Genomic DNA, 26,632 nt, shown 5'->3' with positions numbered 1-26,632 from the left:
TATCGAAAATTTAGCAGCGTCTAGACTCGGTTGATTTTAACATTGTCGCTATAGTGTAGTTAGATAAGAAAAAAATCAGCGATTTATTTATGTTCGAAACGCTACTTGCGCCTCGCAGTACTAAGCAAAGTTACGCCATGTCAGCAGGCATTGTGCTGATTTTTTCTGTTGTGGCCATTTCCCTTGAAGCCCTATTTTTACCTAAAACGGGTGTCTTGCTTATTCTGCAAATGGCGGTGATTATTGTCTCAATCACTGCAAACCGCGTTTCTGCGGTGATTGCGAGTATTATTTGCGCGTTAGTATTTAACTACTTCGCGACAGAGCCTTTATATTCTCTGCACATGGCGGATATTGAGGACATCTTAAACACATTGATTTTCTTAACGATTGCATTAACCACCAGTGCATTTGCCGACCATTATCGCGAACAAAGTGAAGCGCTCAAACAAGCGGAAATCCGCTCCGGTATCTTACTGAGCGTGTCACACGATTTGCGCACACCACTGGCGACCATTATTGGTTCCTTATCAACCTTTAAAGAATACCAAAATAAGATTGATAAACAGCAACAGGCCGAATTAATAGACGATGCGTTAGATGAAAGCCATCGACTGCACCACTACGTAGAAAACCTTTTACAAGCGACAAAATTGAGCCATAAGGCCATTTCCTTAACGGTCAGCCCTCAATCCGTTTGGCCAATACTAGAGCGAGTTGCCCAACGACTCAATACACCCCGGATTGCACTATCTAAACTCGGTGCACTTAAGCCGGTAGAGATCCAAGACAGCTTACTTGAGCAAGCCGTCTATAACTTGGTCGATAATGCCTTAAAGTATTCACCGAAAGACAGTAAAGTAACGATTGAAGCACAAAGCACAGATAAATCGACAGAAATTAATATCATCGATTTGGGCGCTGGGATAGCTAAAGACAAACAGCAAAAAGTTTTTGAGCTGTTTTACACCACCCGTTCTGGTGATTCAGGGGAAGGTGGCTCTGGGATTGGTCTTAACGTTGCGAAAGGCATAGTAGAAGCACATGGTGGTACCTTGCAGGTAGTAGAAAGTCAACGCGGCTGTACGATGCAAATCGTGCTGCCTACAATGGAGCGTAACGCATGAACAAGAAAATATTAGTCATTGATGACGAACCAAAAATTAGAAGCTTTATCCGAATTTCTTTGCACGCGGAAGGCTTCACTTGCGTTGAAGCAACTACCGCCAAAGAGGGCCTGCAAATGTTCAATGATGAGAAGCCGCACCTCATCATTCTCGATTTGGGCCTGCCGGATCAAGATGGTTATCAAGTGCTTCGTGAACTTCGACAAAGCAGCCGTGTTCCAGTTCTAGTCTTAACAGCACGCGATGAAGAGGCTCAGAAAATTAAGCTATTGGAAGGTGGCGCGAACGATTACTTGAGCAAACCTTTTGGTGTAAAAGAGCTTGTCGCTCGCATTAAAGTACTGCTTCGAGATATTAACTACCAACCGACTCCGTCTATGCTGCATTTTGAAGGGATCAGCATTGATACACAGGATCAAAAAGTAACAATTGATGGCGTAACAACCAGTTTGACGAAAAAAGAATTCGCCTTGTTGATCCGCTTAGCACAAGCACCGAATCAATTATTAACTCAAAATCAGTTACTAAGCGAAATTTGGGGTCAAAGCCACACTGAAGACTCTCATTATTTGCGTGTGCTCATTACGCAATTGCGTAAAAAGTTAGATGACGATGCAGATGCACCTCGATTTATTAAAACCGAACCGGGAATTGGCTATCGGTTTGTTTGCCAAGCGTTGACGCCACAAAGCGAGGCTTAATGCTTCACACCAAAATCACGCTACGATTATTGGCGATGCCCATTTTATGGATGGGAGTCGTCCAATTTATCTTCGCGATGCTTTCAATGATGGTTTTCGTCGATGACGTGATTGGGGCATTTTTAATGCCATCGTTATCTATGCTGATTATAGGTGGCTTAATTTTCTATAACTATCGAGGGCTTGATTTATCCAAAGCGAACTTTCGTGATGCGTTAATTTACGCTTGTGTAACTTGGTTGGTCGCGGGCATTTTGGGTGCCTTTCCTATCATGTTAGTCACCGAAATCAGTTTTACCGACGCGGTTTTTGAATCCATTAGCGCCTTGACTACGACGGGTGCCACGGTACTGTCCGGCCTTGATGAAATGCCTCAAACGTTTTTATTGTATAGGCAATTTCTTCAGTGGATGGGCGGTTTAGGTATTGTTATTTTCGTTGTCGCGATTTTGCCGATGCTTAACGTCGGGGGAATGAAGCTTTTAAAAGCAGAAACCCCAGGCCCGATGAAAGACGACAAACTTTCACCGCGTGTCGCACACACTGCACACTATTTATGGAGTGTGTATATCGTTATCACCATTGCCTGCGCAATAGCGTATTACCTTGGTGGTATGACCGCCTTCGATGCAATCGCCCATAGTTTAACTACGGTTTCTACGGGCGGTTTTTCAACTCACGATGCCAGCATGTGGCACTACGAAAGCCATTTACTGCTTTGGATTTCTAATGTTTTTATGCTCATTGGTGCTATCAATTTTGGTCTGCATTTTCGTGTGGTATATCAACGAAATTTGCGTGGCTATATTCGCGATGAAGAAACCAAAATATTTTTATTGATTGTCTTATTTTTATCCATTGTACTCGCTATCTTTTTGGTGAAAAAAGACGTTTACAGTTCCTCACTTGAATCCTTTAGCTTTTCAGCGTTCCACGTTATTTCGTTTATTACCAGTACAGGCTTTGGTGCGGCAGGTTTTACTGATTGGCCGGTTGCCGCGGGATTTTTCCTCATTTTCGCGGGTTACTTGGGCGGCTGTGCGGGGTCAACGGCGGGCGGCAATAAAATCATTCGCAATATTATTACCGCGAAGGTGATCAATAAGAACCTCAAGCAATTGGTCCACCCTCGGGCGATTATTACCATTAAATATCAAGGCAATGCGGTCACAGAAGATGTTCGCTACGCCGTCATGGCGTTCATGTCTTTCGCTGCAGCTTCCAGTTTAATTTTGACGATGATGTTGATGGCAACTGGCTTGGATTTTTGGAGTGCATTTTCCGCTGTCGCCGCATGCGTTAACGTGTTGGGTCCGGGTTTTGGTCAAGTGGGTGCCAATTTCGAGCCGGTGTCGGACTTAGGCACTTGGTTCTTATCTGGGGCTATGTTGCTCGGCCGCTTGGAGTATTTTACCGTCTTTGTGCTTTTCTCTCGTACGTTCTGGCGCAGCTAGCTGACGTAGAACTGCGCAAGTTACAGGTCGCCTAACGAAGTGACCATGCTGTTTCTAACGCGTCGAATCCTCGGATCCCCCCCTTAACCGGTTTACTCTCCAAGCGGTGTATCGCAAACGCGTTCGCATAATAACGCTCCACAAGCTGCGCAGAAATGGAAAACGGCGGTCCTGCAAAACGCGATTGTTCGTATTCGAACGTGATAAGGAGTTGCTTTGCTTGTTGTGTTACGTGCAGCAGATGTTCACAGTAAATCGTTCGCATGGAATCAGGTAATGCCACCAGCGCGGCGCGATCATAGACCACATCAATGTGTCCCACGTGTTCTCGGGTCAACTTGAAGAAATCCCCGACGTACACCACTACATGTGGCGCACTAAATCGAATGAGTTCACCAACCGCAGTCACTTCGGGTGTTTCACCCAGCTCGTCGAACAATTGGCGAACTGCCTCTTCGTTTAATTCAACACCCACAACATTCTGTTGTTTTTTCAATAACCAAGCAATGTCACGTGTTTTTCCGCACAACGGAACAAACACCGTTTGAGAGGGCTGCAGATTTAGTACATTAAAATGTTTTTCAAGCAATTGATTTACTTCGCCTTCGTGAAAACCAATTTCGCCTTTTGCCCACTTTTGATGCCAAAAATTCGCTTCCATCACGTCCTCCAACCATTTCTGTCCAAACCATACACCGATTTTGGGGATTGATCGAATCTAGTTGTACCGACGACTGAGGTATGGATAATCAACGAAAAGAATAAATTCAAACAAGGTAATGTATGAAATATACACTGATAGGCTTAGCGGTCGCGGCTATTTTTAGTCAACACGTTCTCGCCGATGAAGGGCAATGGCAACCACATCAACTTCCTCAACTCCAAAAACAACTAACAGAAAAAGGCATTGAGATTTCGGGTGAACAGTTGGCGGATTTAAATCAGTATCCAATGAATGCCATCGTCAGCCTAGGCTATTGCTCTGCCTCATTCGTGTCGCCGAAAGGGCTTGTTGTGACCAACCACCACTGTGCGTATGGCATGATCCAAAACAATTCAACCAAAGACAATAATCTGATTGAGAAAGGCTTCTTAGCAAAAAGTTTAGACAAAGAACTGCCAGCAGGTCCTCAAGAGCGTCTTTATATTACTGAATCGGTTACCGATGTGACTGCACAGGTATCAGGCAATTTGGCCGCCGAACTCACGGGAGCAGCGCGTTTTGACGCGATTGAAGCAAACCGTAAAGCGCTTATCAAAGAATGTGAAACCGATGAAAACTACCGCTGCTCAGTTGTCAGCTTCCACCATGGTATGGAATATTTTTTAATTAAGCAGTTGATGATCCAAGACGTCCGCTTAGTGTACGCGCCACCAGAATCCGTAGGCAACTACGGTGGTGATATCGACAATTTTGAATATCCACGCCACACAGGTGATTACTCGTTTATTCGCGCCTATGTCGGAAAAGACGGTAAGCCTGCACCTTATTCCGAAGACAACGTACCTTACGAACCAAAAAGCTTCTTAAAAATTAATGCGGATGGTATAAAAAAGGGTGACGGCATTTTACTCGCGGGCTATCCAGGTCGCACAAGCCGTTACCGCCTAGCAAATGAGATCCAGTTTGCAGCAGACTGGCAGTACCCAGCGATGGTAAAAACGTACACACAAATCATCAATACCATTGATGCGTTGAGTGCTGAAAACCCAGACATCAAGGTAAAATACGCTTCTCGGGTTAAGAGCTATAACAACCGCATGAAGAAACTCCAAGGCCTGTTAGATGGCTTTAAAGTCACCGATATTCATGCCATTAAACAAGCTCAAGAAGACGCGCTATTAGCTTGGATTGCGGCGAACCCTGAACACCAACACTTCAAAACTGCCATCGATGGGTTACGCGTTCAGCTAGAAAAAGAACATGCCTTTACGCGCCAAAATTACTATTTTGCTTTTGCAAGAAGCAGCGATCTCCTTACAACGGCAATGCGTTTATATCGTCTGTCTGTTGAAAACCAAAAACCAGATAGCGAACGCAAAATTGGCTATCAAGAACGTGATTTAAAGATGTTCGCGGCGCGTTTAACGCGTATGGATAAAAGTTTCCATCCAACCATGGACGTAACGATGTGGGCGGAACAGTTAGCTGAATATCTAGCTCAACCAGAACAGACGCGTGTCGCCGCGCTTGATAATGCGCTCGAGCTCGAAGCCAATCAATCAAAAGAGGCACTGATTACAAAACTGTCTCCAATGTACGGTAAAACCTCGTTGACGACGAATGAAGGTCGTTTAGCGTGGATGGAAAAAACACCGGAAGAATTCCAGAGCAGTGACGATCCGTTTATCAAAGTCGCCGTCGCTCTTTTTGACACTTCCATGCAATTGGAAAAACAGGAAAAAGATTTGGAAGGCGCCATGTCTGTTGTTCGTCCAGCATACATGAACGCCATCATTGCGTATAACAAATCGCAAGGTAAGCCAGTGTACCCTGACGCCAACAGCACATTACGTATCACGTACGGTTCGGTAGATGGCTATGAAGCAAAAGATGGCGTGTACAAAACCCCATTTACTTCCGTTCGCGGATTAATTGCGAAAAAAGGTCCATTCCCTTTCAATGCGCCTGAGGACATTGTTAGTGCGTATCAAGAAGGTAAAACAGCGGGTTACTTCTACAATACATTAGAGCGTCCAGCAGCACAGTCGTTTGCTTGTAAGATTTTCGGATGCGAAGTGGCGAAGCCTACACAGTTCAATTCCGTTCCAGTAAACTTTTTATCAAGTGCGGATACAACAGGCGGTAATTCCGGCTCTGCGGTTATGAATGGTAAAGGTGAGTTAGTGGGTCTTAACTTCGACTCTACTTACGAATCAATCACGAAGGATTGGTACTTCAATCCAGAGATCACGCGTGCTATTCACGTAGACATCCGTTATGTCTTGTGGCTAATGGAACACGTTCATGGCGCACAAAATTTATTGAGTGAAATGGACATCGTTCACGACGCGAAATAACTCCTGATAAAAACCAACCCTTTTTTAAAGGGTTGGTTTTTATGTATGTGTTATAAATAGCGCTTAAGTGAGTTCTTCACTTAACATATCAATGAAGCGTCTTACTTTGGCCGACAGATGTTTACGGCTAGGATACAACGCATAAACTGAGACTTCTGGTCGTTCAAAGTCCTCAAACAGAATTTCAAGTTCGCCTTTTTCTAACGCCTCTTTGAGATAAAATTTGGGGAGCCGAGAGATACCAAGCCCCGAACGCACCATTTGTGTTTCCATCTGACCGTTGTTACAGCGAATTTTTTGTTTCACAGTTACATCAAACATCTCACCGTTTTTATGCGTAAACAACCATCGCCCAGGCGTCTTTAAATTGCTGTAACAAATGCAGTGATGCTGAGGCAATTCTCGCGGGTGGTACGGCCGTCCAAATCGTTCTATATAGCCTTTTGAAGCTACGGTAATAATTTCCGTGGCATATATCTTTTTACAAATTAAGCTCGATTCCGGCAGTTGTGCGGTCGCTCGAATGGCCAAATCATAACCTTCTGCAATCAAGTCGATGTGTTTATCACTTAAATCTAACTCTAAGCTGACATTCGGGTACTTATGTAAATAGTTGGCGAGAATAGGTTCAAGGTGTGAATGTGCCAAACCAATTGGACAACTTATTTTCAACTCACCTTTAGGCATTTGATCTTCTTGATTGACTAGATTCAATGCGTTTTCTGCATCTTGCATTAACAACAGGCATTGCTGATAAAACGCTTCACCTTCCGGCGTCAATGCCAAAGTACGGGTGGTTCTGTTCATCAATCTGACGCCCAAACGCCCTTCCAGCTTATTGATGGTTTTACTTACGTGTGAACTAGAATGGCCCAACACTTCGGCAGCAGCACCAAAACCTCGGCTTTTAACAACTTGAACAAAAACCGGAATACCTTCAAACAGATTATTAATAGTCATATGGAAATAGTGAGTTAACTTTTACCCTATTAATAACTATTAAACACCAATGTAGACTGTATTCCAACAACTTGAGGAGAACACCATGAACGTATTAACTTTTGCCGCATCCAGTAGTCGTCAATCTATCAACAAACAACTTGCAACGTACGTTGCGTCGCTGATCCCGAATGCCAATGTGAATGTCGTGGATCTAAACGATTTTGAAATGCCAATTTACAGTTCAGACCGCGAAACTGAATCAGGGATCCCTGAACAAGCCCAGCGCTTTTTCAATATAATTGGCGAAGCAGATGTCATTGTGGTGTCGTTCGCTGAACACAACGGCTCGTATACCGCAGCGTACAAAAACATTTTTGATTGGGCATCACGCATCAACCAAAAAGTATATCAAAACAAGAAAATGGTTTTGTTATCGACATCACCAGGCCCAGGTGGCGCAAAAAGCGTTTTAGCCCAAGCCGTTGGTTCTGCACCTTTCTTTGCCGCTGACGTCAAAGCGTCTTACTCACTGCCAAGTTTCTACGACAACTTTGATGTCGAAAAAGGCGTAGTAAGAAATGAGACCATTAAAGAAGAGCTTAGCGCGCTGGTTAGTAGCCTTTAACGCCACGCAAAGAGGCTCGTTTAGGGGACTAACGTTTTCGTCATGAAATATTTTTGTCCATTGAGTGGGTATCGCGTTTGAACCCACTCAACATGATAACCATGTCGCTCATAAAACGGTTTTGCCTGAAACTCGAGCGTATCCAGTAGTGCAAACCGACATCCTCGTGCAATAGCTTCATTTTCAACAACTTGGAGTAATTCCGAGCCAATTCCCTGTCCACGTAAACGATCACTCACCCAGAGTCGTTCAATGTGCAACCAGTTACCAAAAGTCATTCCTGACAATCCGGCAATAATTTGCTCCTGTTCATCGCGTAACGTAGCTGAGATGGCTTCTTTGACGGTTACGTCCCAATGAGCACGATTAAAGGCAATAAGTTGCTGACTTAGAAAGGAGGCAACCTCATCGCTGTGATGTTCTAAAGTAACTTTTTTCATAGGATAAAACTGAGAAAAGGGAGTACCTGAATTGTACTCCCTGAACAAGCAAGTTAGAAAACAAAGTCTACGCCCACACTCAACAACTTTGCGTCGTTGTGGTAACTAAAGTCATACCATGGAGAGCGGTCGCCTTGATCTTTGAAATCATCCAATTGCAGTTTCAGTGAAGCATTTGGGTGGAAGTTGTACCGAATACCAACGGTTATCATACGATGTTCTTCCGCGTCTCCTGTCCCAAAACCATCAAAATCCTTTTTAATCTTACCTGCCGCCTTTGTGTAGCCAATATAAGGCTGCCATGTGTCATGGTTATAGATTGCTGTGATTAGATAAGTAGGAAATTCAAAGGAATACGCGTCGTCGTATTTTACCAAGTTGTAATCAAAGAGAAGCGTGGCGAAATCGAAATTAAAACTACCACTCAACCCTAAGAATTCGAGATCAAACTTCGTCACGTCCCACGAGCCTGAACGAATGGGCGTACCATCTTCGTTTCGCGAACGCTCAATCACTTTATCTGGAATGCCGTCACCATCGGTGTCAATTTCGTCGCGGAAGAAAACATCCGCGAACGTTTCATATTGTGTCGTGAAATAGGAAAAACGAAGATCAATCCAATCATTAGATGCATTTAGATTTACCCCCAAAATATCACTCCACGTGACGTCTGCCGTGCCTGAGATATAAGTACCTTCTGGAGGGAAATAGTACCCACCGCGATTTCGCCAGTAGTCATGTGAACGAATGTCCTCACGTTCTTCACGTCCTGCGAACATACTAACGGTTGCCGTCCAATCACTCCAATTCATTTGGTGCGCAACGGTCAGACCGTTAAATTGAGTGATCTCCCACCAGTATAAGTTTGCTGGCGGTCGGATCCATGGATACGCGTAGCCCACTTCCATGTACTCAGAAAAGTAATACATCGGTAAGTTTCGTCGCCCAGCCATGACATACCAATCGTCATTAATATTGTAAGTGAGGTACAGCCAATCAATATCAGGTTTAAAATCATCGGCACCCTTGGCTACAAGCTGCCCAGTAAATACCAAACCATCCGTTACATCCATACGGGCCTGCAGCGCTATCATGGTTTCGGGTTTTAATTTAAAGTCTTCGGTGTAAAAAGCGTAATCGTAAAAGTCGACAGGGAATTCGATTTCGCCACTGGGGTCCTCTTCTCCACTAATAACCTTACCGCCGACAATTGAACCATAACCACTAAACTGTATTTCGGCCTTTGCCGCGACAGTGAAAAAGCCAAGTAATACGCAGAAAAATAAACTCAACTTCGTTTTCATTGGTTGTTTCTCCTAATACTTCTTGATGACTTTAACCGCATCGCTTACCGCAGATGCGTCAACATAGCCAATTGTGCTCGGATTTGAAGACACCAACTTCATCATTTCATCTTGTGTGACTTCTTTTGGTGGCGTTCCTTTACCCGTAAAAACCAATTTAGACCAATACGCTTTTAACTGCGCATCGCTTTTTTCAAGTGCAGTTTGATTGAAGTACGTTCTACCATCGCCCCCTTCTTCTAAATTAAGTGGAATGGCCTCAGAGCCGTCAGGAAAGGTTTTTTTCTTGCCAAGATAGAGATTTTTTAAGTCAGAATCGCTGAAGGTATTGCTATTGGATGGATGAACTATAATTGCCACTTCTGCAATCGTAGTTGCAGAAAATAAAATTGTAGCGGCAAAGAGTAAGCGTTTCATGGAATTACTCCTTATGTTGATTACCTTTATAAGCGTAGTTCAATCGAAGGAAAAACCACCAATTTAAAATAAATTTAATAAACTCATCCCAAACTATTCAAAATCGGAACAAATTATCTCTTTCAAAAGTAGTGACTTAAATGTTTCAAAAAAGAGTAATACAAGCGAAACATGGTATTGAGATAGTACTCGCGTTGACATACTCCCCATTTGTTTACATAGTAACTTAACAATTTGTAGAGCTCTTCTTGAGGCTCTTTTTTTTATGTCGTGATCCCACCCCATTTGCTAACATAGCACTTTATTTACAACGCCCTTTTTTGTGGTCAAACAGGTGTACACAAGTGGATAAACAACCGAACAACCCATTGCATGGTCTTACACTCGAAAAAATTCTGACATCCTTGGTCGAACATTATCAATGGTCTGGGTTGTACGAGCGCATCAACCTCAACTGCTTTTACAACGATCCATCCATTAAATCATCACTGAAATTTTTGCGTAAAACACAATGGAACTCGTGACAAAGTTGAAGCTCTCTACATTGAAACATTCGCTAATAAACCAAGCTCTATTTGGGATAATGTGACGCTTAAAAAAGGGTGATTAAGCACTCGTAGAACAGGGATAGTATTGCTCAACTAGGTTAAAGGGAATTTATGATATTAAGTGAAGCGCAGTGAATATTGTTACGAACCGAACGCGACGTCATGCGCAATTATGTTGGAGTAAACAAACTGAGGTGAGCTTCGGTCGGCGCGACGCTGGCTCATAGTGGTTTACAATTGCAAATAGAACCGTCGATTTTGGTCAGTCATAACTGATCATAGACACGGACTCAATGTATGTGCCTTATCTATGGGCAAACTGTACAAGTACGAGTCCTCCACACAGTAAAACGCCATATAACACGGCGGCAAGTAAAAAAGGTTTTTTACCGACTTGGCAGACAGCGCGAAGGTTGGTTCTCAGCCCCAAAGCCACCATCGCCATCGTCAGCAATATTTGATCAACCATTAACAACCACGAACGAAGCAAATCGGACAAAAAATCCAGAGAATTGACCGCGCATACCGCAATGAACACAAAAGCAAACCAAGGAATGACCACTTTTTTCGTTTCATCCCCAGTGCTACGTCCTACGATACTTGAAAGCACCATTAGTACGGGCGCCAGCAACATAACACGTACCATTTTTTCGACTACCGCCATATCTGCAACATGTTCGTTAATTGAAGAACCAATAGCCACCACCTGTGCAACTTCGTGTACGGTTGCACCGACAAATAGTGAGAATTGAGCGTCCGTTAACGGCAGTGCATGATAGATTGCGGGGTAAGCAAACAAACTAAGTGTTCCAAATGTTACCACCGTCGCTATTGCTACCGACACTTTATGTGGCGCACCTTTAACAACGGGTTCCGTTGCCAAAATAGCAGCTGCACCGCAAATGGCACTGCCCGCACCTATCAACAACGACGTTTGCACATCGAGTCCCAGCGCTTTTCGCCCAATGAGCATCGCAAGACAAAGAATACTGACGACCACCACAACATCGATGACCACGCCAACGACCCCGACATCCGCAATATCCGAAAACGTAAGGCGCAATCCAAAGAGCACCACGCCCAAACGCAGTAGCGGGCCTTTGGCAAAATCCACACCGTCCAAAACAGGGGGGGATAGCGTGTGAAGGAGTGTATTACCAATCATTGCACCAAGCCCAATACCTAACGTAAGAGAACCAAGTCCCAACGACGTAAAGGGTTTAGTGCTCCCCAGCCACTGTGAGATAAGTGCCAACACCAACACGATCACGACTCCTTTAAGCTTGTACAGGGCCAATTCATTACGGGTGGGTTGAGCTAGTTTGTCGAGGAGCCTGGGCATGGGAAACTCAGCGGTAATTAAAACTTGCAATCACTTTAAAAAATGACGCAACATAACTCCAATACATTAATTTCATCATTCCATTACTATTAGTTATGCAATTAAACCTACATCTACTGCGCCTGTATTTTGAGGTAGTTCAAAACAATAGTTTCACTAAAGCTGCCACCCTATTGTGCATAAGCCAGCCTGCAGTTTCAAAAGCGGTCAAAGAACTGGAACATTTGCTCGGGACAACACTCATTGACCGAACGAATCGAAGTGGCACTATCGTGCTAACCGAAAGTGGTGAATTACTTTATCAACATGCCAGGGGCATATTCGCAATTGAGAAGTCCGCACTAAAAGACATGGATGCCCTTAAGCAATTAGGTAAAGGGACGCTAACACTCGGGGCAAGCACTACCGTTGCTGGGTATTGGTTGATCCCCTATCTCGCCAAATTTAAACAACAATATCCAAATATCCACATCAATATGGTGGTGCATAATACACATGACATTGAAGAGGCTATGCTAGATGGCCAATTCGATTTGGCGCTGGTTGAAGGAAAACCGGAGCGTGACACGCTGACGGTCACAACGTGGCAGGAAGAGAGCATGGGACTGTGGATTAAAAGCAACACGACGTTTTCTCCCACACAATGTACGTGGTTACTTCGCGAACAGGGTTCGGGTACGCGCGACGTCACAGAACAGTTTATTCAATCTCAGCAATGGCAAATTCAGTCTACCATTGAGCTTGGCAGTAATGAGGCTATTGCTCAAGCGGTTTCATTTGGTTTGGGGGCGGCGTATTTACCTAATGTTGTTTGTAAAGAACTTGCAGAACTCGGTCGTATTCAACCAGTCACGACATTGAATGCAAGCACGCGTTCGTTATACCTACTAGAGCTTCCTCTGCGCCCACTATCGGCTGCCGCAACCGCATTCAAAATGATCTTATTTAGTTAAACTGGAGCGAATGGCGCTGCCATCAGCATCTAACGTACTTTTTGACTAAATACACTTTACTTCGCCCTTCAGCATGTAAGCTGAAGGGCGAAGTAATAAAACAACAAGAGCGGATGTTATCGCGATTTTGTTCGTTATGACCAGAGATAATTCTCGCGAACAGAATTTTTGGCTGTATGCTGCTATACAGCGCTCTGGCTACATACCATATATTAAATTGCAGCGAACAAAGCTTCTTCGTAATTCACCGTTGATAGTGTTATTTTTCTAGTGTTTTAAATTCAAACGCAGTTCTAAAATCTTTAGTAATATGCTCAACCCATTTTTTATAGCTTGCCATTTCTCTACTGCCAAACCTTTCCTTTTTGAAGCGAGATTCAATCATTAGATTGACCGACATATAGGATGTATTGCTAAAGTTACCATCCATTATATTAAATGTGTTTTCAGGTGGAAAATGGCTTACGTTATGATCGATATCAATAGAAAACTGCAATTCAACGAAAGGGTTATCGATAAATAAAATATTCTCTTTTACTTTCACTTTAGTATCTGGAGGTAGAGTTAACCCTTCTGTCATTGAATGATTTTCATCAAATTTAAATGAAGTAAGATCCAATATTTTGTCAAATTCGTTTTTTGCTATGAAAGTATTTTTACCTGCATATTCAGCAGAGGTATTAAAGGAATACTTCTCACTTCCTCTGAAAGTTTTCTTATTTTTAAAAATTTCCCAATCAGGGTTTTTAGATAACATTTCACCAATGATACCTATGTGTAAAAACTTAGATATATCTTTAATTGCTGAATTAAGCTCTTCTCTAGACTCAATACTAAATGAGAAAAAGTTTTCATCTTTCATGTTCTTTTCATTTAAGGAACCTAATTTAAAATATTTATCTAGGTTCACTTCTTTTGATATTTCTTCTCTATGAAAAACAAAAAATGAAGATTTTTTATGACTCAATGAATGAATATCAGCAATCATATTATAAATAGATAGCTCTACTGTCATAGATTCTGTTTTAACTTCATCTTTCAATGCAAGAATAGTATTCAAGAAAAACATTAAAAATGCGGCACATAGAGCTGTAAATGAGAACACAATATCTTTTGCGTTTAAGTTATTTCCAACAATCGTGAAACCCAATAGCACCAACGCTATTAAGGTGAACATTAAAACAAAAATAAACGATGTACTCATGGGCTTTCTCTTATTTTATATTGCACTTCCAATATGCAGAATGAAGTTAATTTCTAATACTAGTAAAATTTATAAGTCCCAATACTGTTCGCACAATTCCAAATTTATTCGTTGTAATTTTATCTAGTCAGTTAACAATACTGCCCGCAGCACCAACCACTGCTCCATGCATATTGGAAATTATACCCACCTAACCAACCAGTTACGTCGGTGACTTCACCAATAAAATAGAGTCCTGAGGCTTTTTTTGCTTCAAAGGTTTTGCTCGAAAGCTCATCGACATCGACGCCACCAAGCGTCACTTCTGCAGTGCGATAGCCTTCTGTACCATTTGGTTTAATTTGCCACTGATGAATTGTTTGGGCAATTTGCGCCAACTCAGCATGATTGAGTTGATTTAGCGCTTTGTCGGGGATTTCCTGTTGCTCTGTCAGAATTTCCACGAATCGCTTTGGTAGTAACGTCGCAAGTGCATTTTTGAGTGATTTTTGCGGGCTTTGCTCTCGCCACGTCGCTATCAACGCTTCAATGGAATTATCGGGCAGTAGATTGATGGTGACCGCCTGTCCCGCTTGCCAAAAACTGGAAATTTGCAAAATGGCCGGACCCGATAAGCCTCTGTGCGTGAATAAAATATTTTCACGGAAAGACACGCCCGATTCACTGCTGACGAGACTGTCGATACTCACCCCTGACAATCCTTCAAACCGTTGTTTATCATGGTCATGAAGTGTGAGAGGGACCAAAGCAGCTGTTGTGGGGTGTACTTTTAAACCAAACTGTTGGGCGATTTGATAGCCAATGGGTGTTGCCCCAAGCTTTGGCATCGTTAGACCACCAGCCGCAACCACAAGAGAAGCACAACTGATTTCCCCTTCAGACGTTTTAAGCGTGTAACCTTCGTCAGTTTTACTTACTGACAGCACTTCTCGTCTCAAAAGCAATTCAACGCCCGCCCACTCACATTCAGTCAGCAAAATATCCACGATGTCTTGCGCGCTGTTGTCACAAAACAATTGACCCAACGTTTTATGGTGGTAGGCAAGTCCATGTCGGTCAACCAATTCAATAAAATCATGCTGGGTATAACGACTTAGGCAACTTTTAACGAAGTGGGGATTTTGGCACAAGTAGTTAGCAGGACTAGCGTTTTCGTTAGTGAAATTACAACGACCACCACCACTGATGAGTATTTTACGCCCTGCTTTCTTCCCCATATCCACTACCGCTACACGTCTTCCACGATAGCCAGCTTGTGCTGCACACATTAATCCTGCGGCGCCTGCGCCAAGAACCACAACATCAAAATTCAATTTATTGACCTACATCTAGTTACTTTTAATACCAGCGTAGTATAACAGAGTCTAAAGTATTTCTTTATCGACTGTTTTGTTTACATCCATTCACAAACTGAGCAAAACATAACCTATCGAATTTTATATTCCAACATAGATTAATTTAACATTATTTTAATAATTATAAGATAAGCTAACCCTCCCTTTTTCATTAAACCCAAAAAAACCTGAAAATTTAGACATTTAGAAGTCTTCTTATACTCATTTATATATGACTAATAACTAATCTTTCCTTGGTTAAATTTAACACTGAATTTACTTTGTTTACCTTCTTGCAGGGTTTGACCCTGATAGAAGTACAAAACAACAATCTAGGGAAAATTATGATAACAGCAAAACAACTTAAGCTTGGCGCACTCAGCCTTGCTATTGCAGCAACATTCCAAGCGCCAGCGATTGCGGCAACAATGACAGTGAACGACATTGCAGCAAAAGTGGCCGCTCAACCAACTCGCGGTACTCAATTCATCATTAAGTACAAATCAGCAAAAGCGGGTGATTTCTCAACGCAAAATGCGGCTGACATGAATGCACGTGCAAAGCAATTCATCGACGGTTTCGCAAGCTCAAAAGCACACGCTAAAGCGAAATATGTGCGCTCAATGGCGTTACAAAATCACCACGTGGTACAAGCGGGTAAAAAATTAAGTCCAGAAGAAGCGCAAGCATTTATGGATGAAATGGTTGCTACAGGTAACGTTGAGTACATTGAAATTGACCAAATGCTTAAGCCTTTCGCTACGCCAAACGATCCACGTTACAGCGACCAATGGCATTACCATGAAGCAACGGGTGGTTTGAATCTGCCTTCTGCATGGGATAAATCAACTGGTGCGGGCGTCGTTGTTGCGGTTCTCGATACAGGTTACCGTCCTCATGCGGACTTAAACGCAAACATTCTGCCGGGTTACGACATGATCTCGGACACCTTCGTTGCAAACGATGGCGGCGGCCGTGATAGCGATGCAAAAGATCCGGGCGATGCTATAGCTAAAAACGAATGTGGTGATGTTCACGATGCACAAGATTCAAGCTGGCACGGAACACACGTAGCAGGCACTATTGCAGCCGTTACAAACAACAACGAAGGTGTTGCGGGTGTTGCTTATGACGCGAAAGTAGTCCCAGTACGTGTACTTGGTAAATGTGGTGGTTTAACGTCAGATATCGCGGACGGTATTGTTTGGGCTTCAGGTGGTTCAGTGTCAGGCGTACCTGCTAACGCAAACCCAGCAAGCGTAATCAACATGAGTCTTGGTGGTAGCGGTGCATGTAGTTCTGCAACTCAATCTGCAATTAACACAGCACGTGCAAACGGTACTGTTATTGTTATTGCTGCGGGTAACGACAACGACAACGCGAACAATTACAACCCAGGTAACTGTAGTGGCGTTGTGAACGTTGCGTCAGTTGGCCGCAACGGTGGTCGTGCGTACTATTCGAACTACGGCACATCTATTGACGTAGCAGCTCCAGGTGGCGCACAAAGCTTTGCAAATGATCCACAAGGTATCCTATCTACACACAATGGCGGTTCATCAAGCCCGTCAACGGATACATACCATTACATGCAAGGTACTTCTATGGCGGCACCGCACGTTGCGGGAGTAGCTGCGCTTATCAAACAAGCTAAACCATCTGCAACGCCAGATGAAATTGAAAGCATCTTGAAAACAACAACGCGCTCTTTCCCTGCAACATGCAACAACTGTGGTACGGGTATTGTTGATGCAAATGCTGCGGTACTTAAAGCCATTGGTGGCCCAATCACGAATGAACTGCAAGATGGTGTGGCGGCGACTAACCTATCTGGTTCTAAAGGCAGCCAAACTAAATATACTTACAACGTAGTTTCTGGTGCGTCAAAAGTAACGTTTACGATGAGCGGTGGTACAGGTGATGCGGATATGTACGTGCGTGCAGGTACTGAGCCTACTACGTCAGTCTTTGACTGCCGTCCATACGAAACAGGCAACAACGAAGTATGTACAATCAATAACCCAACATCTGGTACTTACCATGTTATGTTGAACGGTTATGCGGCATACAATGGTGTAAGTTTACTTGCTCAAACAACAGGTGGCACAACAACGACACCAACAGGTAGCGAAAGCACAGTAACTGACATTTCAGCTTCATCTGGTACATGGAAATACTACACAGTAGATGTTCCTGCGGGCATGAGTTCACTGACGGTAACGACTTCTGGTGGTTCTGGTGACGCGGATATGTACGTAAAATTTGGCGCACAACCAACAACCTCTAGCTTCGATTGTCGTCCATATGAAAACGGCAATGCTGAAACCTGTAATATCACAAGCCCAAGCGCTGGTACTTATTACATTGGTTTAAATGCTTATAAGACTTTCTCTGGTGTAACACTTAACGTGAAATATGTCCCTTAAGTGACGTTCAATCTATTTGACTAAACTCACGGTTTGACGGTGCCTAGCATTCACAAACAGAGTCTTAGTTAGCGTAGATGAACACTACACCCCCAGTGAAACAAAGGTCAGCATGTGCTGACCTTTTTTCTTTATACTTGCCGAGCTTTAAAGTCCCAAGCTAACTCGTATTTTTTCCATCTGTTGATGAAGTCGTGCTTGGATATCCGTCACTTGAGCATTCGAGCTATCAACCTGACGTTTCATATTTAGCATCGATTCGCTGAATGAACTGAGTAAGCTATTTTGTTGATCCGCTAAGCCTTTGGCACTGTCGGCAACTCTATTCGCTTGTTGTGCTCGCTCCGCGACCGCTGAGGAATTCGCCCTAAGCTCTTTTGCATGAGCGGTTTGCATTTCGGCGTCTGACGCCAAAGCGGAAATTTCATTCGAGACTTTACTGGAGTTCTCACTGAGGATTTGCAATTGCTGGTTAATATCCGCCAGTGAATTCTGTGTTTGTTGCGCCAATTTTCTCACTTCGTCCGCAACGACCGCAAAACCACGCCCATGCTCACCTGCTCTCGCCGATTCGATTGCGGCATTCAGTGCCAGTAGATTTGTTTGCTCCGCAATGGTTCGGATCATCTCAATGACTTTACCAACATCGGAAACGCCCACCAGCAACTCATTCAAACTGCTAAGGCCTGATTCGACTCGACCTTGCGTATTCGAGTCTCGCTTTAAGCATATCTTCAGCAAATCCAACACTTTGACTCATCGTTTGCAGCGTTGAACGCGCATTTTCAAACACTTCATTGTTGATGTCATCAACTTGTCCACCCAGTTCTTTGATGTCTTCCAACATGCCTTGGGTTTGCTCAACTTGCATTGACGTATGCTCAGATTGCTTGCTGATGTCGGTCAAATTAACGCTCATCTCTTGCATGAAATCATTCACGACAGACAGCATTTCTTGTCGAGCTTCATTTTCTGCTTGCTGGCGCTCTAGTAGGCGATTGAAGTAATTCGCAATTTCACCCACTTCCGTTTTTGCATTGAGGTTTTCAATACGCTTCAACTCATTGCTTTCAAGTAAGTAAGCAAACCCGCTCCTTAATTGACGAAGCGGATTCAGCACTTGATTACGTTGAACAAAATAAACACCTGCTGCCAACATAACCAACAACCCAATCGCCGCGCTAAAGAACCAAAGTACATTTAGTTTTAAATCATTTTGTTCTTGTTTTAACGCCTGCTCGGCATTGAGAATAGTATTGGAAATTCGTTTTATATCGGCTCTTAATGATTCGATACCAATACGGCGTTGCTCCGTTTGCTCAAGCGTATTGGCCAAGTCTCGTTCAAATCGCTTCGGCCAACTCACCAACTCCGATTTAATATTCAGCGCCTTATCTTCAGCTTCTGCACCAAAAAAAGCCTCATCTTCATCTAGTGCTTCCATCACACCCAGATTATCCAATTGCTCTATTTTGGCCGCGATTGACAACAACTCTTCAACGCTATGATGTAAATTTTGTTTCGCCGTTTCACTGGCGTTCATCACTTGGGTATACGTGTAAATTGACAGGTTGGTTACTTCGATAAAGTAATCTTTGCTCGCCTTAAGGTACGTGGGTGCAAGCGGATGGTCTTTTGCTTCTAATGCGTAATTGACCATGGATGACGCTGAACCCGTCATCTGTCTGAGCGCATTATCAAGCAACGCAAGTTCATTGCCCGAAAGCTTCCCAATTGCTCGATATTTACCTTGAATATCGGCGCCAAGCGCTGTCAATTGGGTGCCCAATTTGCTTGATAAATCGCTAGGTAAATTTGGCAGTGATTCTTTTTGAATTTGTTGAATAATTTCAGAGGCTTTAGACAAATACTGGCTGTCTCCAGCACTTAAATAATCTTCAATCGTACCCGACAAATCAACTAATACTTTATTCTTCAATGCAGAATAAGTGGTATTTTGTTTGTCGAGTGTACTGAGTACTTGGCTCGCCCAGAACAACGTAGCTGCTAGCACGATACTTGCTGCTGTGAGTAATATTGCCAGTAATCTAGTAAAAGAAGACACTCGCATACGTCAAAACCCCCCTTGGTCATTTGCAGGTGGTAGACTATTAAACTTTTATGACAGTTTAATGTATTTGTACGTCTAGACGTAAAAGCAGACTTTTTTCTTAGTCCCTTCAACCTGAACAGTATAGGCAATCACACACAGCTTGCATCAAAGGGACATTAAAAAAGTAAAAGCTGAATCGAAATTTAAAAATAAAAACAATAAAATCAAAAAATTAAATATAACCTTGATTTGAACAGCCAAACAATAAATCGTACTTTTTACTTATTACTTTTTTTCTCGCCCACTACAAACGTATGAATGAAAAGTATGAGTACACCACGCTGACGAATTAACGCATTGCAGCTTTAACATAAACGTCAAATCTATTTTTCTTTGTTTCAATCTGCATACTGGGCTTTTGTTCATTCAGGAAGGGTGCATAATCTGGGCGTTTTACCACGACACGTTTTGACGCAAGTGACATTGCAAAGGGCAGTAACGCATCTGCATCATCATCTCCGCCAACGAGCGTTTGAAATACACGCATCTCTTTTTTCACTAATGCGGATTTTTCTCTATGTGGGAACATCGGATCAAGATAAACGACATCCGGTTGAAAAGCGCTATCGATTAATAACTGATGACTCGTACCAAACGCCATTTTCATGTGTGTTTGCATCCACTGACCAATTTCCGCATCCGAGTAAGCGCGCTGTAATCCGTCGAACAGTAACGCGGCAACAACCGGATGACGCTCATGGAGCATCACCTCACAACCAAGCGCCGCCAATACAAACGCATCGCGACCAAGTCCTGCGGTTGCATCTAATACTTTTGGCGTTGCACCTTTATTTAACCCAACCGCTTTCGCAATAGCCTGCCCCTTTCCACCGCCGTATTTACGCCGATGAGCGGCGGCTCCTGTGACAAAATCAACGTAGACAGCACCGAGCTTGGGTTCATCACTTTTAAATAATTGTAACCCTTTTTCATCATAAACAAGACGATATCCTTCATTGCTATCAGACCAAGCTTGCAATTCGAATGCAGATTCAAGTTCATCTAAGTACGGTCTATTTTCTGAAAAAGGGGTGTGGATAACCAAGGCGCTCTCCTATATCTCGCTTAGCGTGATTATACCGAGGCCTTGGCTATTACCAAATTAAAATAACTCGATGTCCGTTTGGGCCGGAACGTCTTCCTCACCCCAAGGTTTTGCAATGCGGTTTAAACTTTCGATCAATTCGTGACGAGCTTCTGTGATTTCAGTGAGTTTATATTTAATAATCGACAATTCGTCATTTAAAAACGAGAAGTGTTGGAACAGCTTTTCAAATTCATCAATCTGCTCTTTGGTAAGTGGTTGCTCCACAAATTCCCGCGCTTTGGCAATTTCCGCTTCAAAGGCGACTAACTTATTGGTTTGGTGGTCACTAATGCCAATCAATTGATCGGAAAGCTCTTCAAACACAATGCCGATTTGCTCCACTTTACTCAATGCTTCCTCACTGACTTCCATATCCTTGATCTTGGCGTTGGTTGCTTCAAGAATATGCGGTAGCAAATCCTTATAGCGGCCATACATCGCTTCATCATCTACAGGCATGTTTTTAATGAGTAACGAAACTTTTGGATAATTGATGATGGTTCGACGACCAAAGTCGACAAATCGGCTGCCTTCCCTATTTTGTTCAAGTAACTCTTGCTCAATAGGTTGAATTGCGCCTTCGCCAGCAAAAAATACCGCACTATTGTGATACCAAAATGCAACCGCGACATCGAGTTTTAACGGTAAGAAAAACTCAAAAAAGTAATCTCCCAGTGTGCGCAGATCATGAGCGTGGTAAGACTGACCCACATAGCGCATGATCCGACCCATATCGCCCGAGTCTGTCATCGCAATTTCCGCGGTCATTTGTGCACGCTTAATATCTTGGCTCAAGCGTTTGGAGTGCTGCATGTAATTGTACAACACTTTAATACGAGCCTTGAGACTCATCCGCTTCAAACGGTTTTACAATGTAATCTGACGCACCACTGTTGTAACCCCGCATTCTTTCATCTAACTCTTTTCGCGACGACAAGAACATGACAGGAATATCCGCAGTCTGCTTACATTTTTTGAGTTTTTCACACACCTCATAGCCCGACATGCCGGGCATTTCGACATCAAGTAGAATAATATCAGGATGATACTTTAAAGCTTGGCGGATCCCTTCATCGCCATTTTTCGCATGGATCAACGTACAAAATTGCGAAAGCGATTCATCTATTATGTGATGCACTAAACGATCATCGTCGATAGCCAGGACCAGTTTGGACATACAGCTTTCCCTATTTATTCATTACTTTAGAAAGCATAGTCAGTGTAGAAATTTTTGCTAACGAAAAAGCACCACAAGTGGTGCTTTTATAATCAACTTAACTCATAACTTGCGCTAAATCATGCAGCTTGAGTTTCTATTCCACTGTGACGCAGTAGCGCATCGACTGTTGGCGCTCGGCCACGGAAACGTTCAAACAAGACCATCGGGGATTCAGAACCACCTTTTTCGAGAATGTGCTGCATAAAATCACGACCCGTATTCGCGTTAAAGACACCTTCTTCCTCGAAACGCGAAAACGCATCTGCAGAAAGTACTTCAGCCCATTTGTACGAGTAATACCCCGCACTATAACCACCAGCAAAAATATGGCTAAAACTGTGTTGGAAACGATTAAACTCAGGCGCTTTTACAACAGCGGTTTTCTCGCGCACTGTGTTTAAAATTGTTTGGATATTACAGCTTTCAGAAGGCTGATAGTCCGCGTGAATATGGAAATCAAACAGTGCAAATTCAATCTGGCGCAACATCATCATGGCTGATTGATAATTCTTCGCGGCTAATAATTTATCAAGTAGCTCTTTAGGCAACGGTTCACCCGTTTCATAATGCCCAGAGATCAGACTTAACGCTTCTTCGTCATAACACCAGTTTTCTAAAAACTGACTTGGTAATTCTACTGCATCCCATGCAACGCCATTGATGCCAGCGACCGAGCCTGCATCAACTTGCGTTAACATATGATGTAAACCGTGGCCAAACTCGTGGAATAACGTTGTAACTTCATTATGTGTAAACAGAGCCGGCTTACCGCCAACTGCCTTATTAAAATTACATACAAGATACGCCACGGGTGTTTGTAAACGTCCATCTGAAAGATGACGACGACCAATGCAATCATCCATCCACGCACCGCCACGCTTTTTCTCGCGAGCAAATAAATCTAAATAAAATTGCCCGCGTAGGACGTCTTGGTTGTCATAGATAGAGAAGAAACGTACGTCTGGGTGATAGACATCTACACCTGACTCTTCGACAACGCGAATGCCAAATAAACGATTTACGGTTTCGAACAAACCATTAAGCACTTTGTCGGCTGGGAAATAAGGGCGTAGTACTTCATCTGAAATGGCGTATTTAGCCTGCTTTAACTTCTCACCAAAATAGCCATAATCCCAAGCTTCCAGTGACTCAACACCATATTGTGCTTTCGCAAATGCTCGAAGTTCATCAACTTCAAGTTGTGCTTGGCCGCGCGATTTGTCGGCTAAGTCATTTAAAAATGCAAATACTTGTGCCGGCGATTCCGCCATCTTGGTTGCTAATGATTTGTCCGCATAGCTGTCAAAACCCAGCAATTGAGCTAATTCATGTCGCAGTGCAAGCTCTTCTTTCATGATGTCTGAGTTATCAAATTCACCAGCATTAGGCCCTTGATCGGACGCACGTGTCACGAATGCACGATAGGCCTGTTCACGTAAGTCTCGATTATCCGCATACGTCATCAATGGCAAATAGGAAGGAATATCAAGCGTAAACACCCAGCCTTCTAACTCTTTACTTTCGGCGGTATGAGCCGCTAAAGCTAATGCCGACTCAGGCAACCCAGCAAGGTCGGATTCATCCGTTACATGTAATTGCCATGCTTGCGTTGCATCAAGTACATTATTGGAAAACTTCATTGCCAATTCTGATAGGCGTACGGCTATTTCCCCATAACGCTTTTGCTGGTCTGGCGCTAAAGCAATACCAGACAACCTGAAATCTCGTAACGCATTATCAATACTGGTTTGTTCCGCCACCGTCAAAAAAGCAAATTCTGCACTGTCTTTAATCGCTTTGTACGCTTTATACAATCCTTGATGCTGGCCTACAAAGGTCGAATACTCGGAAATAATAGGCAAACACGTTTCGTATGCTTCTCGAAGCGCGTCATTGTTCATCGTCGAGTTTAGGTGGCTAACAGGTGACCACATACGCGAAAGTTGGTCGTCCGCTTCTTCCAGTGGTAAAACGAAATTTTCCCACGTAAAGTGTTCTTGTTTTAATACGTTATCGATCGTTTCACGACAGTGGGCAATCGCCGATTCAAGCGCAGGCACCACGTGTGCAGGCTCAATTTTTGAAAATGGCGGTAAACCCGAAAGTCCAATTAGTGGATTACTCATATCAACTCGCTTATATGCTTTTACTTATAAAGGTTGAAATTGGGGCAAATGCCACAATTACAAGGTAATCTGAGATTTTTTAAAATGGTAGCGGGTCATAGTTAACTCGCCAAGGATTGTCTCAAATTAGATAAAAACCGCATTGAGACAGCATTTATGCATCCATTTATTTAGGAGTAAACATGACTCAACATTTTGATTATATCGCCATTGGTGGTGGTAGTGGCGGTATCGCATCAGCCAACCGAGCAGCACTGAGAGGCGCAAAAGTTGCGCTAATCGAAGCCAAGCACATGGGTGGAACTTGTGTAAATGTGGGCTGCGTACCAAAAAAGGTAATGTGGCACGGCGCACAAGTCGCTGAAGCAATTAAACTTTATGCACCAGATTATGGTTTTGATGTTGAACTCAAAAACTTCGATTGGGCAAAACTAGTTGAAAGCCGAGAAGCATACATCGGTCGAATTCACCAAGGATACAATGGTTATTTAGCGAAAAATGGCGTGACCGTTATCAACGGCTTTGCACGCTTTGTAGATAACCACACCGTGGAAGTAAATGGCGAACGCTATACGGCGGATCATATTTGTATTGCCGTCGGTGGCAGACCGTCTATTCCTGCGATTCCTGGCGCAGAGTATGGCATCGATTCAAATGGATTTTTCGAACTCAACGAACAACCTCGTCGAGTTGCAGTCGTCGGTGCAGGCTACATTGCAGTTGAGCTTGCTGGCGTATTACATAGCCTAGGAACAGAAACTCATTTGTTTGTTAGACAACATGCCCCTCTTCGAAATTTCGATCCGATTATTGTCGATACTCTTACTGAAATCATGGACAAAGAAGGTGCCAAAATTCACCCTCATTCCACACCAGAGAAAATCACGAAAGAAGCTGATGGCTCTGTGACACTGCACCTAACTAATGGTCAGTCACATAACGTTGATCAAGTGATTTGGGCCATTGGACGTGAACCCGTCACCGATCTCATCAATTTACACGCGACTGGCGTTGAGACAACTGAACGCGGTTACATCAAAGTTGATGAATTCCAAAATACCTCTGTTAAAGGGATTTATGCGCTGGGTGACATCATGGAAGGCGGCATTGAATTAACACCAGTTGCGGTTAAAGCTGGCCGTAAGCTTGCTGAACGCCTGTTCAACCCTGAAATGCCAGATGCCAAAATGGATTATGAACTCGTTCCAACAGTCGTATTTAGTCACCCTCCCATTGGTACAATTGGCCTGACAGAGCCACAAGCAAAAGAAAAATACGGTGAAGACCAAATTAAAGTGTACACCTCAACATTTGCAGCTATGTACACTGCGGTTACCCAACATCGCCAGCCTGTACGCATGAAATTAGTGTGCGCAGGTCCAAATGAAAAAGTCGTCGGATTGCATGGCATCGGCTTTGCTGTTGATGAAATGATCCAAGGGTTTGGAGTCGCAATGAAAATGGGCGCAACCAAAGCCGACTTTGATTCCGTCGTTGCAATCCATCCAACAGGCTCAGAAGAGTTTGTCACCATGACAGGTTAGTGTAGAAATTTTACTGATACACATTTGAAAATCGGAAAATACATTTTAGGCTGATTAACTATAAGTTAAGTTGATCAGCTCTTTTTTGTGTGGCTAAACTAACTTACTCTGGGGATGTATTTTCAGAAGACACTCTTTTCTATTTTGAAAATCACACGCTTGGTTTGCAATCATACAATGACACTATGAGCTAGTACATTTTATTGCCAAAGCTACTCAACAATAGCTTGTTTGAATTTAAAAAGTATTTCTTGCCAGTTTTTACATCTCTCGTTGCAAAAGAGTAGATGATAAAACAATTAGAGGCTCCTTCTTCAATAAAGATGTCATCTTTAAACTTTAAATCGAATTCAATTTTTTCACCTTGTCGCACTTCAATGCCTGTATTCTTGTCAAGCCCATAGTCAGTAATAGGCCCTAGATATTGTGCATTCCCTATTTCACAATCGAGTATTAGTCCATTTGAGGGCTGCATAGATTCATACCCGATAACTCGTTTGTCGAAATTCAAGGTTTGATCCGACTTATTCTTTATGGCGACTTTTAAAAATACATCGTCCGATGAAAACTTGATGTTCACTTTGATCTGATCGTCACATAAATCCACGAATTTACAAAAAGAAACATAGTTATCACTTACGACCTCATCCGCAAAACAACCCTGAGTAGGCAAAAAAAGTAAAATTAATAATACTATTGCTCTAA

General features: G+C 43.1%; 19 protein-coding genes and 3 pseudogenes. 9 read left to right on the top strand and 13 right to left on the bottom strand.

Going from position 1 to position 26,632, the window contains the following annotated elements:
- The first annotated feature begins 89 nt into the window (after nt 1–89).
- The 3 genes from J5O05_RS12120 to J5O05_RS12110 are packed head-to-tail and all read left to right on the top strand — an operon-like array spanning nt 90 to nt 3,282.
- A complete protein-coding gene (locus J5O05_RS12120) occupies nt 90–1,127 on the top strand; it encodes a sensor histidine kinase (RefSeq protein WP_208842259.1) in 1,038 nt (345 codons plus the stop codon).
- Complete coding sequence (locus J5O05_RS12115; protein ID WP_208842258.1) at nt 1,124–1,828, top strand: response regulator; 705 nt, start codon at nt 1,124–1,126, stop codon at nt 1,826–1,828. Before J5O05_RS12120 ends, J5O05_RS12115 begins: the two co-directional genes overlap by 4 nt.
- Nucleotides 1,828–3,282 carry a TrkH family potassium uptake protein gene (locus J5O05_RS12110; RefSeq protein ID WP_208842257.1) on the top strand — a complete coding sequence of 485 codons (1,455 nt, stop codon included), beginning with the start codon at nt 1,828–1,830 and terminating at the stop codon, nt 3,280–3,282. Before J5O05_RS12115 ends, J5O05_RS12110 begins: the two co-directional genes overlap by 1 nt.
- Nucleotides 3,283–3,313: 31 nt before the next feature.
- Here J5O05_RS12110 and tmpT read toward each other — a convergent pair whose 3' ends face one another.
- Nucleotides 3,314–3,943 (bottom strand): thiopurine S-methyltransferase, encoded by a 630-nt coding sequence (gene tmpT, locus J5O05_RS12105; RefSeq protein ID WP_208842256.1) that lies wholly within the window; start codon nt 3,941–3,943, stop codon nt 3,314–3,316.
- Between the two features lie 122 nt (nt 3,944–4,065).
- On the opposite strand from tmpT, the gene J5O05_RS12100 reads away from it, so the two are divergent.
- On the top strand, nt 4,066–6,303 hold the full coding sequence (locus J5O05_RS12100; RefSeq protein WP_208842255.1) for a S46 family peptidase: 2,238 nt from the start codon (nt 4,066–4,068) through the stop codon (nt 6,301–6,303).
- Nucleotides 6,304–6,366: 63 nt separating this feature from the next.
- Here J5O05_RS12100 and J5O05_RS12095 read toward each other — a convergent pair whose 3' ends face one another.
- Nucleotides 6,367–7,263: a LysR family transcriptional regulator gene (locus tag J5O05_RS12095; RefSeq protein ID WP_208842254.1), complete on the bottom strand. Its 897-nt coding sequence runs from the start codon at nt 7,261–7,263 to the stop codon at nt 6,367–6,369.
- An 85-nt stretch (nt 7,264–7,348) separates the two neighbouring features.
- Here J5O05_RS12095 and J5O05_RS12090 point away from each other — a divergent pair, with 85 nt between their 5' ends.
- Nucleotides 7,349–7,870, top strand: coding sequence for an NADPH-dependent FMN reductase (locus J5O05_RS12090; RefSeq protein ID WP_208842253.1), 522 nt, complete (start codon nt 7,349–7,351; stop codon nt 7,868–7,870).
- 20 nt (nt 7,871–7,890) lie between these two features.
- Here the strand turns inward: J5O05_RS12090 and J5O05_RS12085 are convergent, their stop codons facing one another.
- The 3 genes from J5O05_RS12085 to J5O05_RS12075 are packed head-to-tail and all read right to left on the bottom strand — an operon-like array spanning nt 7,891 to nt 10,031.
- Nucleotides 7,891–8,310 (bottom strand): GNAT family N-acetyltransferase, encoded by a 420-nt coding sequence (locus J5O05_RS12085; protein ID WP_208842252.1) that lies wholly within the window; start codon nt 8,308–8,310, stop codon nt 7,891–7,893.
- A 53-nt stretch (nt 8,311–8,363) separates the two neighbouring features.
- Nucleotides 8,364–9,614, bottom strand: coding sequence for a hypothetical protein (locus J5O05_RS12080; RefSeq protein ID WP_208842251.1), 1,251 nt, complete (start codon nt 9,612–9,614; stop codon nt 8,364–8,366).
- 12 nt (nt 9,615–9,626) lie between these two features.
- Nucleotides 9,627–10,031 carry a type 2 periplasmic-binding domain-containing protein gene (locus tag J5O05_RS12075; protein ID WP_208842250.1) on the bottom strand — a complete coding sequence of 135 codons (405 nt, stop codon included), beginning with the start codon at nt 10,029–10,031 and terminating at the stop codon, nt 9,627–9,629.
- A gap of 344 nt (nt 10,032–10,375) precedes the next feature.
- Between J5O05_RS12075 and J5O05_RS12070 the strand changes: the two are divergent.
- A pseudogene (locus J5O05_RS12070) lies at nt 10,376–10,637 on the top strand (VF530 family protein).
- Nucleotides 10,638–10,883: 246 nt separating this feature from the next.
- On the opposite strand, the gene J5O05_RS12065 reads toward J5O05_RS12070, so the two are convergent.
- A complete protein-coding gene (locus J5O05_RS12065; protein WP_208842249.1) occupies nt 10,884–11,921 on the bottom strand; it encodes a YeiH family protein in 1,038 nt (345 codons plus the stop codon).
- Nucleotides 11,922–12,016: 95 nt separating this feature from the next.
- Between J5O05_RS12065 and J5O05_RS12060 the strand changes: the two genes are divergently transcribed.
- The gene (locus J5O05_RS12060) at nt 12,017–12,874 is read left to right on the top strand and encodes a LysR family transcriptional regulator (RefSeq protein WP_208842248.1); all 858 of its coding nucleotides are present in this window, start codon (nt 12,017–12,019) and stop codon (nt 12,872–12,874) included.
- Nucleotides 12,875–13,133: 259 nt separating this feature from the next.
- Here J5O05_RS12060 and J5O05_RS12055 read toward each other — a convergent pair whose 3' ends face one another.
- Nucleotides 13,134–14,078, bottom strand: a complete 945-nt coding sequence (locus J5O05_RS12055; RefSeq protein ID WP_208842247.1) for a hypothetical protein — start codon at nt 14,076–14,078, stop codon at nt 13,134–13,136.
- A gap of 131 nt (nt 14,079–14,209) precedes the next feature.
- Entirely contained in the window at nt 14,210–15,391 is a 1,182-nt protein-coding gene (locus J5O05_RS12050) for a BaiN/RdsA family NAD(P)/FAD-dependent oxidoreductase (RefSeq protein ID WP_208842246.1), read from the bottom strand.
- Between the two features lie 365 nt (nt 15,392–15,756).
- Here J5O05_RS12050 and J5O05_RS12045 point away from each other — a divergent pair, with 365 nt between their 5' ends.
- Nucleotides 15,757–17,838: a S8 family peptidase gene (locus J5O05_RS12045; protein ID WP_208842245.1), complete on the top strand. Its 2,082-nt coding sequence runs from the start codon at nt 15,757–15,759 to the stop codon at nt 17,836–17,838.
- 147 nt (nt 17,839–17,985) lie between these two features.
- On the opposite strand, the pseudogene J5O05_RS12040 reads toward J5O05_RS12045, so the two are convergent.
- The 4 genes and pseudogenes from J5O05_RS12040 to prlC all read right to left on the bottom strand — a co-directional run bounded on the left by J5O05_RS12040 (nt 17,986) and on the right by prlC (nt 24,383).
- Nucleotides 17,986–19,909, bottom strand: a pseudogene (locus J5O05_RS12040) (methyl-accepting chemotaxis protein).
- 331 nt (nt 19,910–20,240) lie between these two features.
- On the bottom strand, nt 20,241–20,996 hold the full coding sequence (locus tag J5O05_RS12035) for a class I SAM-dependent methyltransferase (RefSeq protein WP_208842244.1): 756 nt from the start codon (nt 20,994–20,996) through the stop codon (nt 20,241–20,243).
- Nucleotides 20,997–21,053: 57 nt separating this feature from the next.
- A pseudogene (locus tag J5O05_RS12030) lies at nt 21,054–22,215 on the bottom strand (response regulator).
- A 119-nt stretch (nt 22,216–22,334) separates the two neighbouring features.
- Complete coding sequence (prlC, locus tag J5O05_RS12025) at nt 22,335–24,383, bottom strand: oligopeptidase A (protein ID WP_208842243.1); 2,049 nt, start codon at nt 24,381–24,383, stop codon at nt 22,335–22,337.
- A 182-nt stretch (nt 24,384–24,565) separates the two neighbouring features.
- Between prlC and gorA the strand changes: the two genes are divergently transcribed.
- Nucleotides 24,566–25,927, top strand: coding sequence for a glutathione-disulfide reductase (gorA, locus tag J5O05_RS12020; RefSeq protein WP_208842242.1), 1,362 nt, complete (start codon nt 24,566–24,568; stop codon nt 25,925–25,927).
- A gap of 190 nt (nt 25,928–26,117) precedes the next feature.
- On the opposite strand, the gene J5O05_RS12015 is transcribed toward gorA, so the two are convergent.
- Nucleotides 26,118–26,507, bottom strand: coding sequence for a hypothetical protein (locus J5O05_RS12015; RefSeq protein WP_208842241.1), 390 nt, complete (start codon nt 26,505–26,507; stop codon nt 26,118–26,120).
- Nucleotides 26,508–26,632: the final 125 nt, after the last annotated feature.

This window comes from Pseudoalteromonas xiamenensis, from assembly GCF_017638925.1.
Taxonomy (GTDB): domain Bacteria; phylum Pseudomonadota; class Gammaproteobacteria; order Enterobacterales; family Alteromonadaceae; genus Pseudoalteromonas; species Pseudoalteromonas xiamenensis.
This window is presented reverse-complemented; position numbering and strand designations above follow the sequence as displayed.

Bases quoted from the DNA above. Each gene is read 5' to 3' on its own strand.
- J5O05_RS12120 (WP_208842259.1), top strand. From the start codon at position 90: ATGTTCGAAACGCTACTTGCGCCTCGCAGTACTAAGCAAAGTTACGCC.
- J5O05_RS12100 (WP_208842255.1), top strand. From the start codon at position 4,066: ATGAAATATACACTGATAGGCTTAGCGGTCGCGGCTATTTTTAGTCAA.
- J5O05_RS12115 (WP_208842258.1), top strand. From the start codon at position 1,124: ATGAACAAGAAAATATTAGTCATTGATGACGAACCAAAAATTAGAAGC.
- J5O05_RS12085 (WP_208842252.1), bottom strand. From the start codon at position 8,310: ATGAAAAAAGTTACTTTAGAACATCACAGCGATGAGGTTGCCTCCTTT.
- J5O05_RS12065 (WP_208842249.1), bottom strand. From the start codon at position 11,921: ATGCCCAGGCTCCTCGACAAACTAGCTCAACCCACCCGTAATGAATTG.
- J5O05_RS12060 (WP_208842248.1), top strand. From the start codon at position 12,017: ATGCAATTAAACCTACATCTACTGCGCCTGTATTTTGAGGTAGTTCAA.
- tmpT (WP_208842256.1), bottom strand. From the start codon at position 3,943: ATGGAAGCGAATTTTTGGCATCAAAAGTGGGCAAAAGGCGAAATTGGT.
- prlC (WP_208842243.1), bottom strand. From the start codon at position 24,383: ATGAGTAATCCACTAATTGGACTTTCGGGTTTACCGCCATTTTCAAAA.
- J5O05_RS12045 (WP_208842245.1), top strand. From the start codon at position 15,757: ATGATAACAGCAAAACAACTTAAGCTTGGCGCACTCAGCCTTGCTATT.
- J5O05_RS12095 (WP_208842254.1), bottom strand. From the start codon at position 7,263: ATGACTATTAATAATCTGTTTGAAGGTATTCCGGTTTTTGTTCAAGTT.
- J5O05_RS12075 (WP_208842250.1), bottom strand. From the start codon at position 10,031: ATGAAACGCTTACTCTTTGCCGCTACAATTTTATTTTCTGCAACTACG.
- J5O05_RS12110 (WP_208842257.1), top strand. From the start codon at position 1,828: ATGCTTCACACCAAAATCACGCTACGATTATTGGCGATGCCCATTTTA.
- J5O05_RS12080 (WP_208842251.1), bottom strand. From the start codon at position 9,614: ATGAAAACGAAGTTGAGTTTATTTTTCTGCGTATTACTTGGCTTTTTC.
- gorA (WP_208842242.1), top strand. From the start codon at position 24,566: ATGACTCAACATTTTGATTATATCGCCATTGGTGGTGGTAGTGGCGGT.
- J5O05_RS12090 (WP_208842253.1), top strand. From the start codon at position 7,349: ATGAACGTATTAACTTTTGCCGCATCCAGTAGTCGTCAATCTATCAAC.
- J5O05_RS12055 (WP_208842247.1), bottom strand. From the start codon at position 14,078: ATGAGTACATCGTTTATTTTTGTTTTAATGTTCACCTTAATAGCGTTG.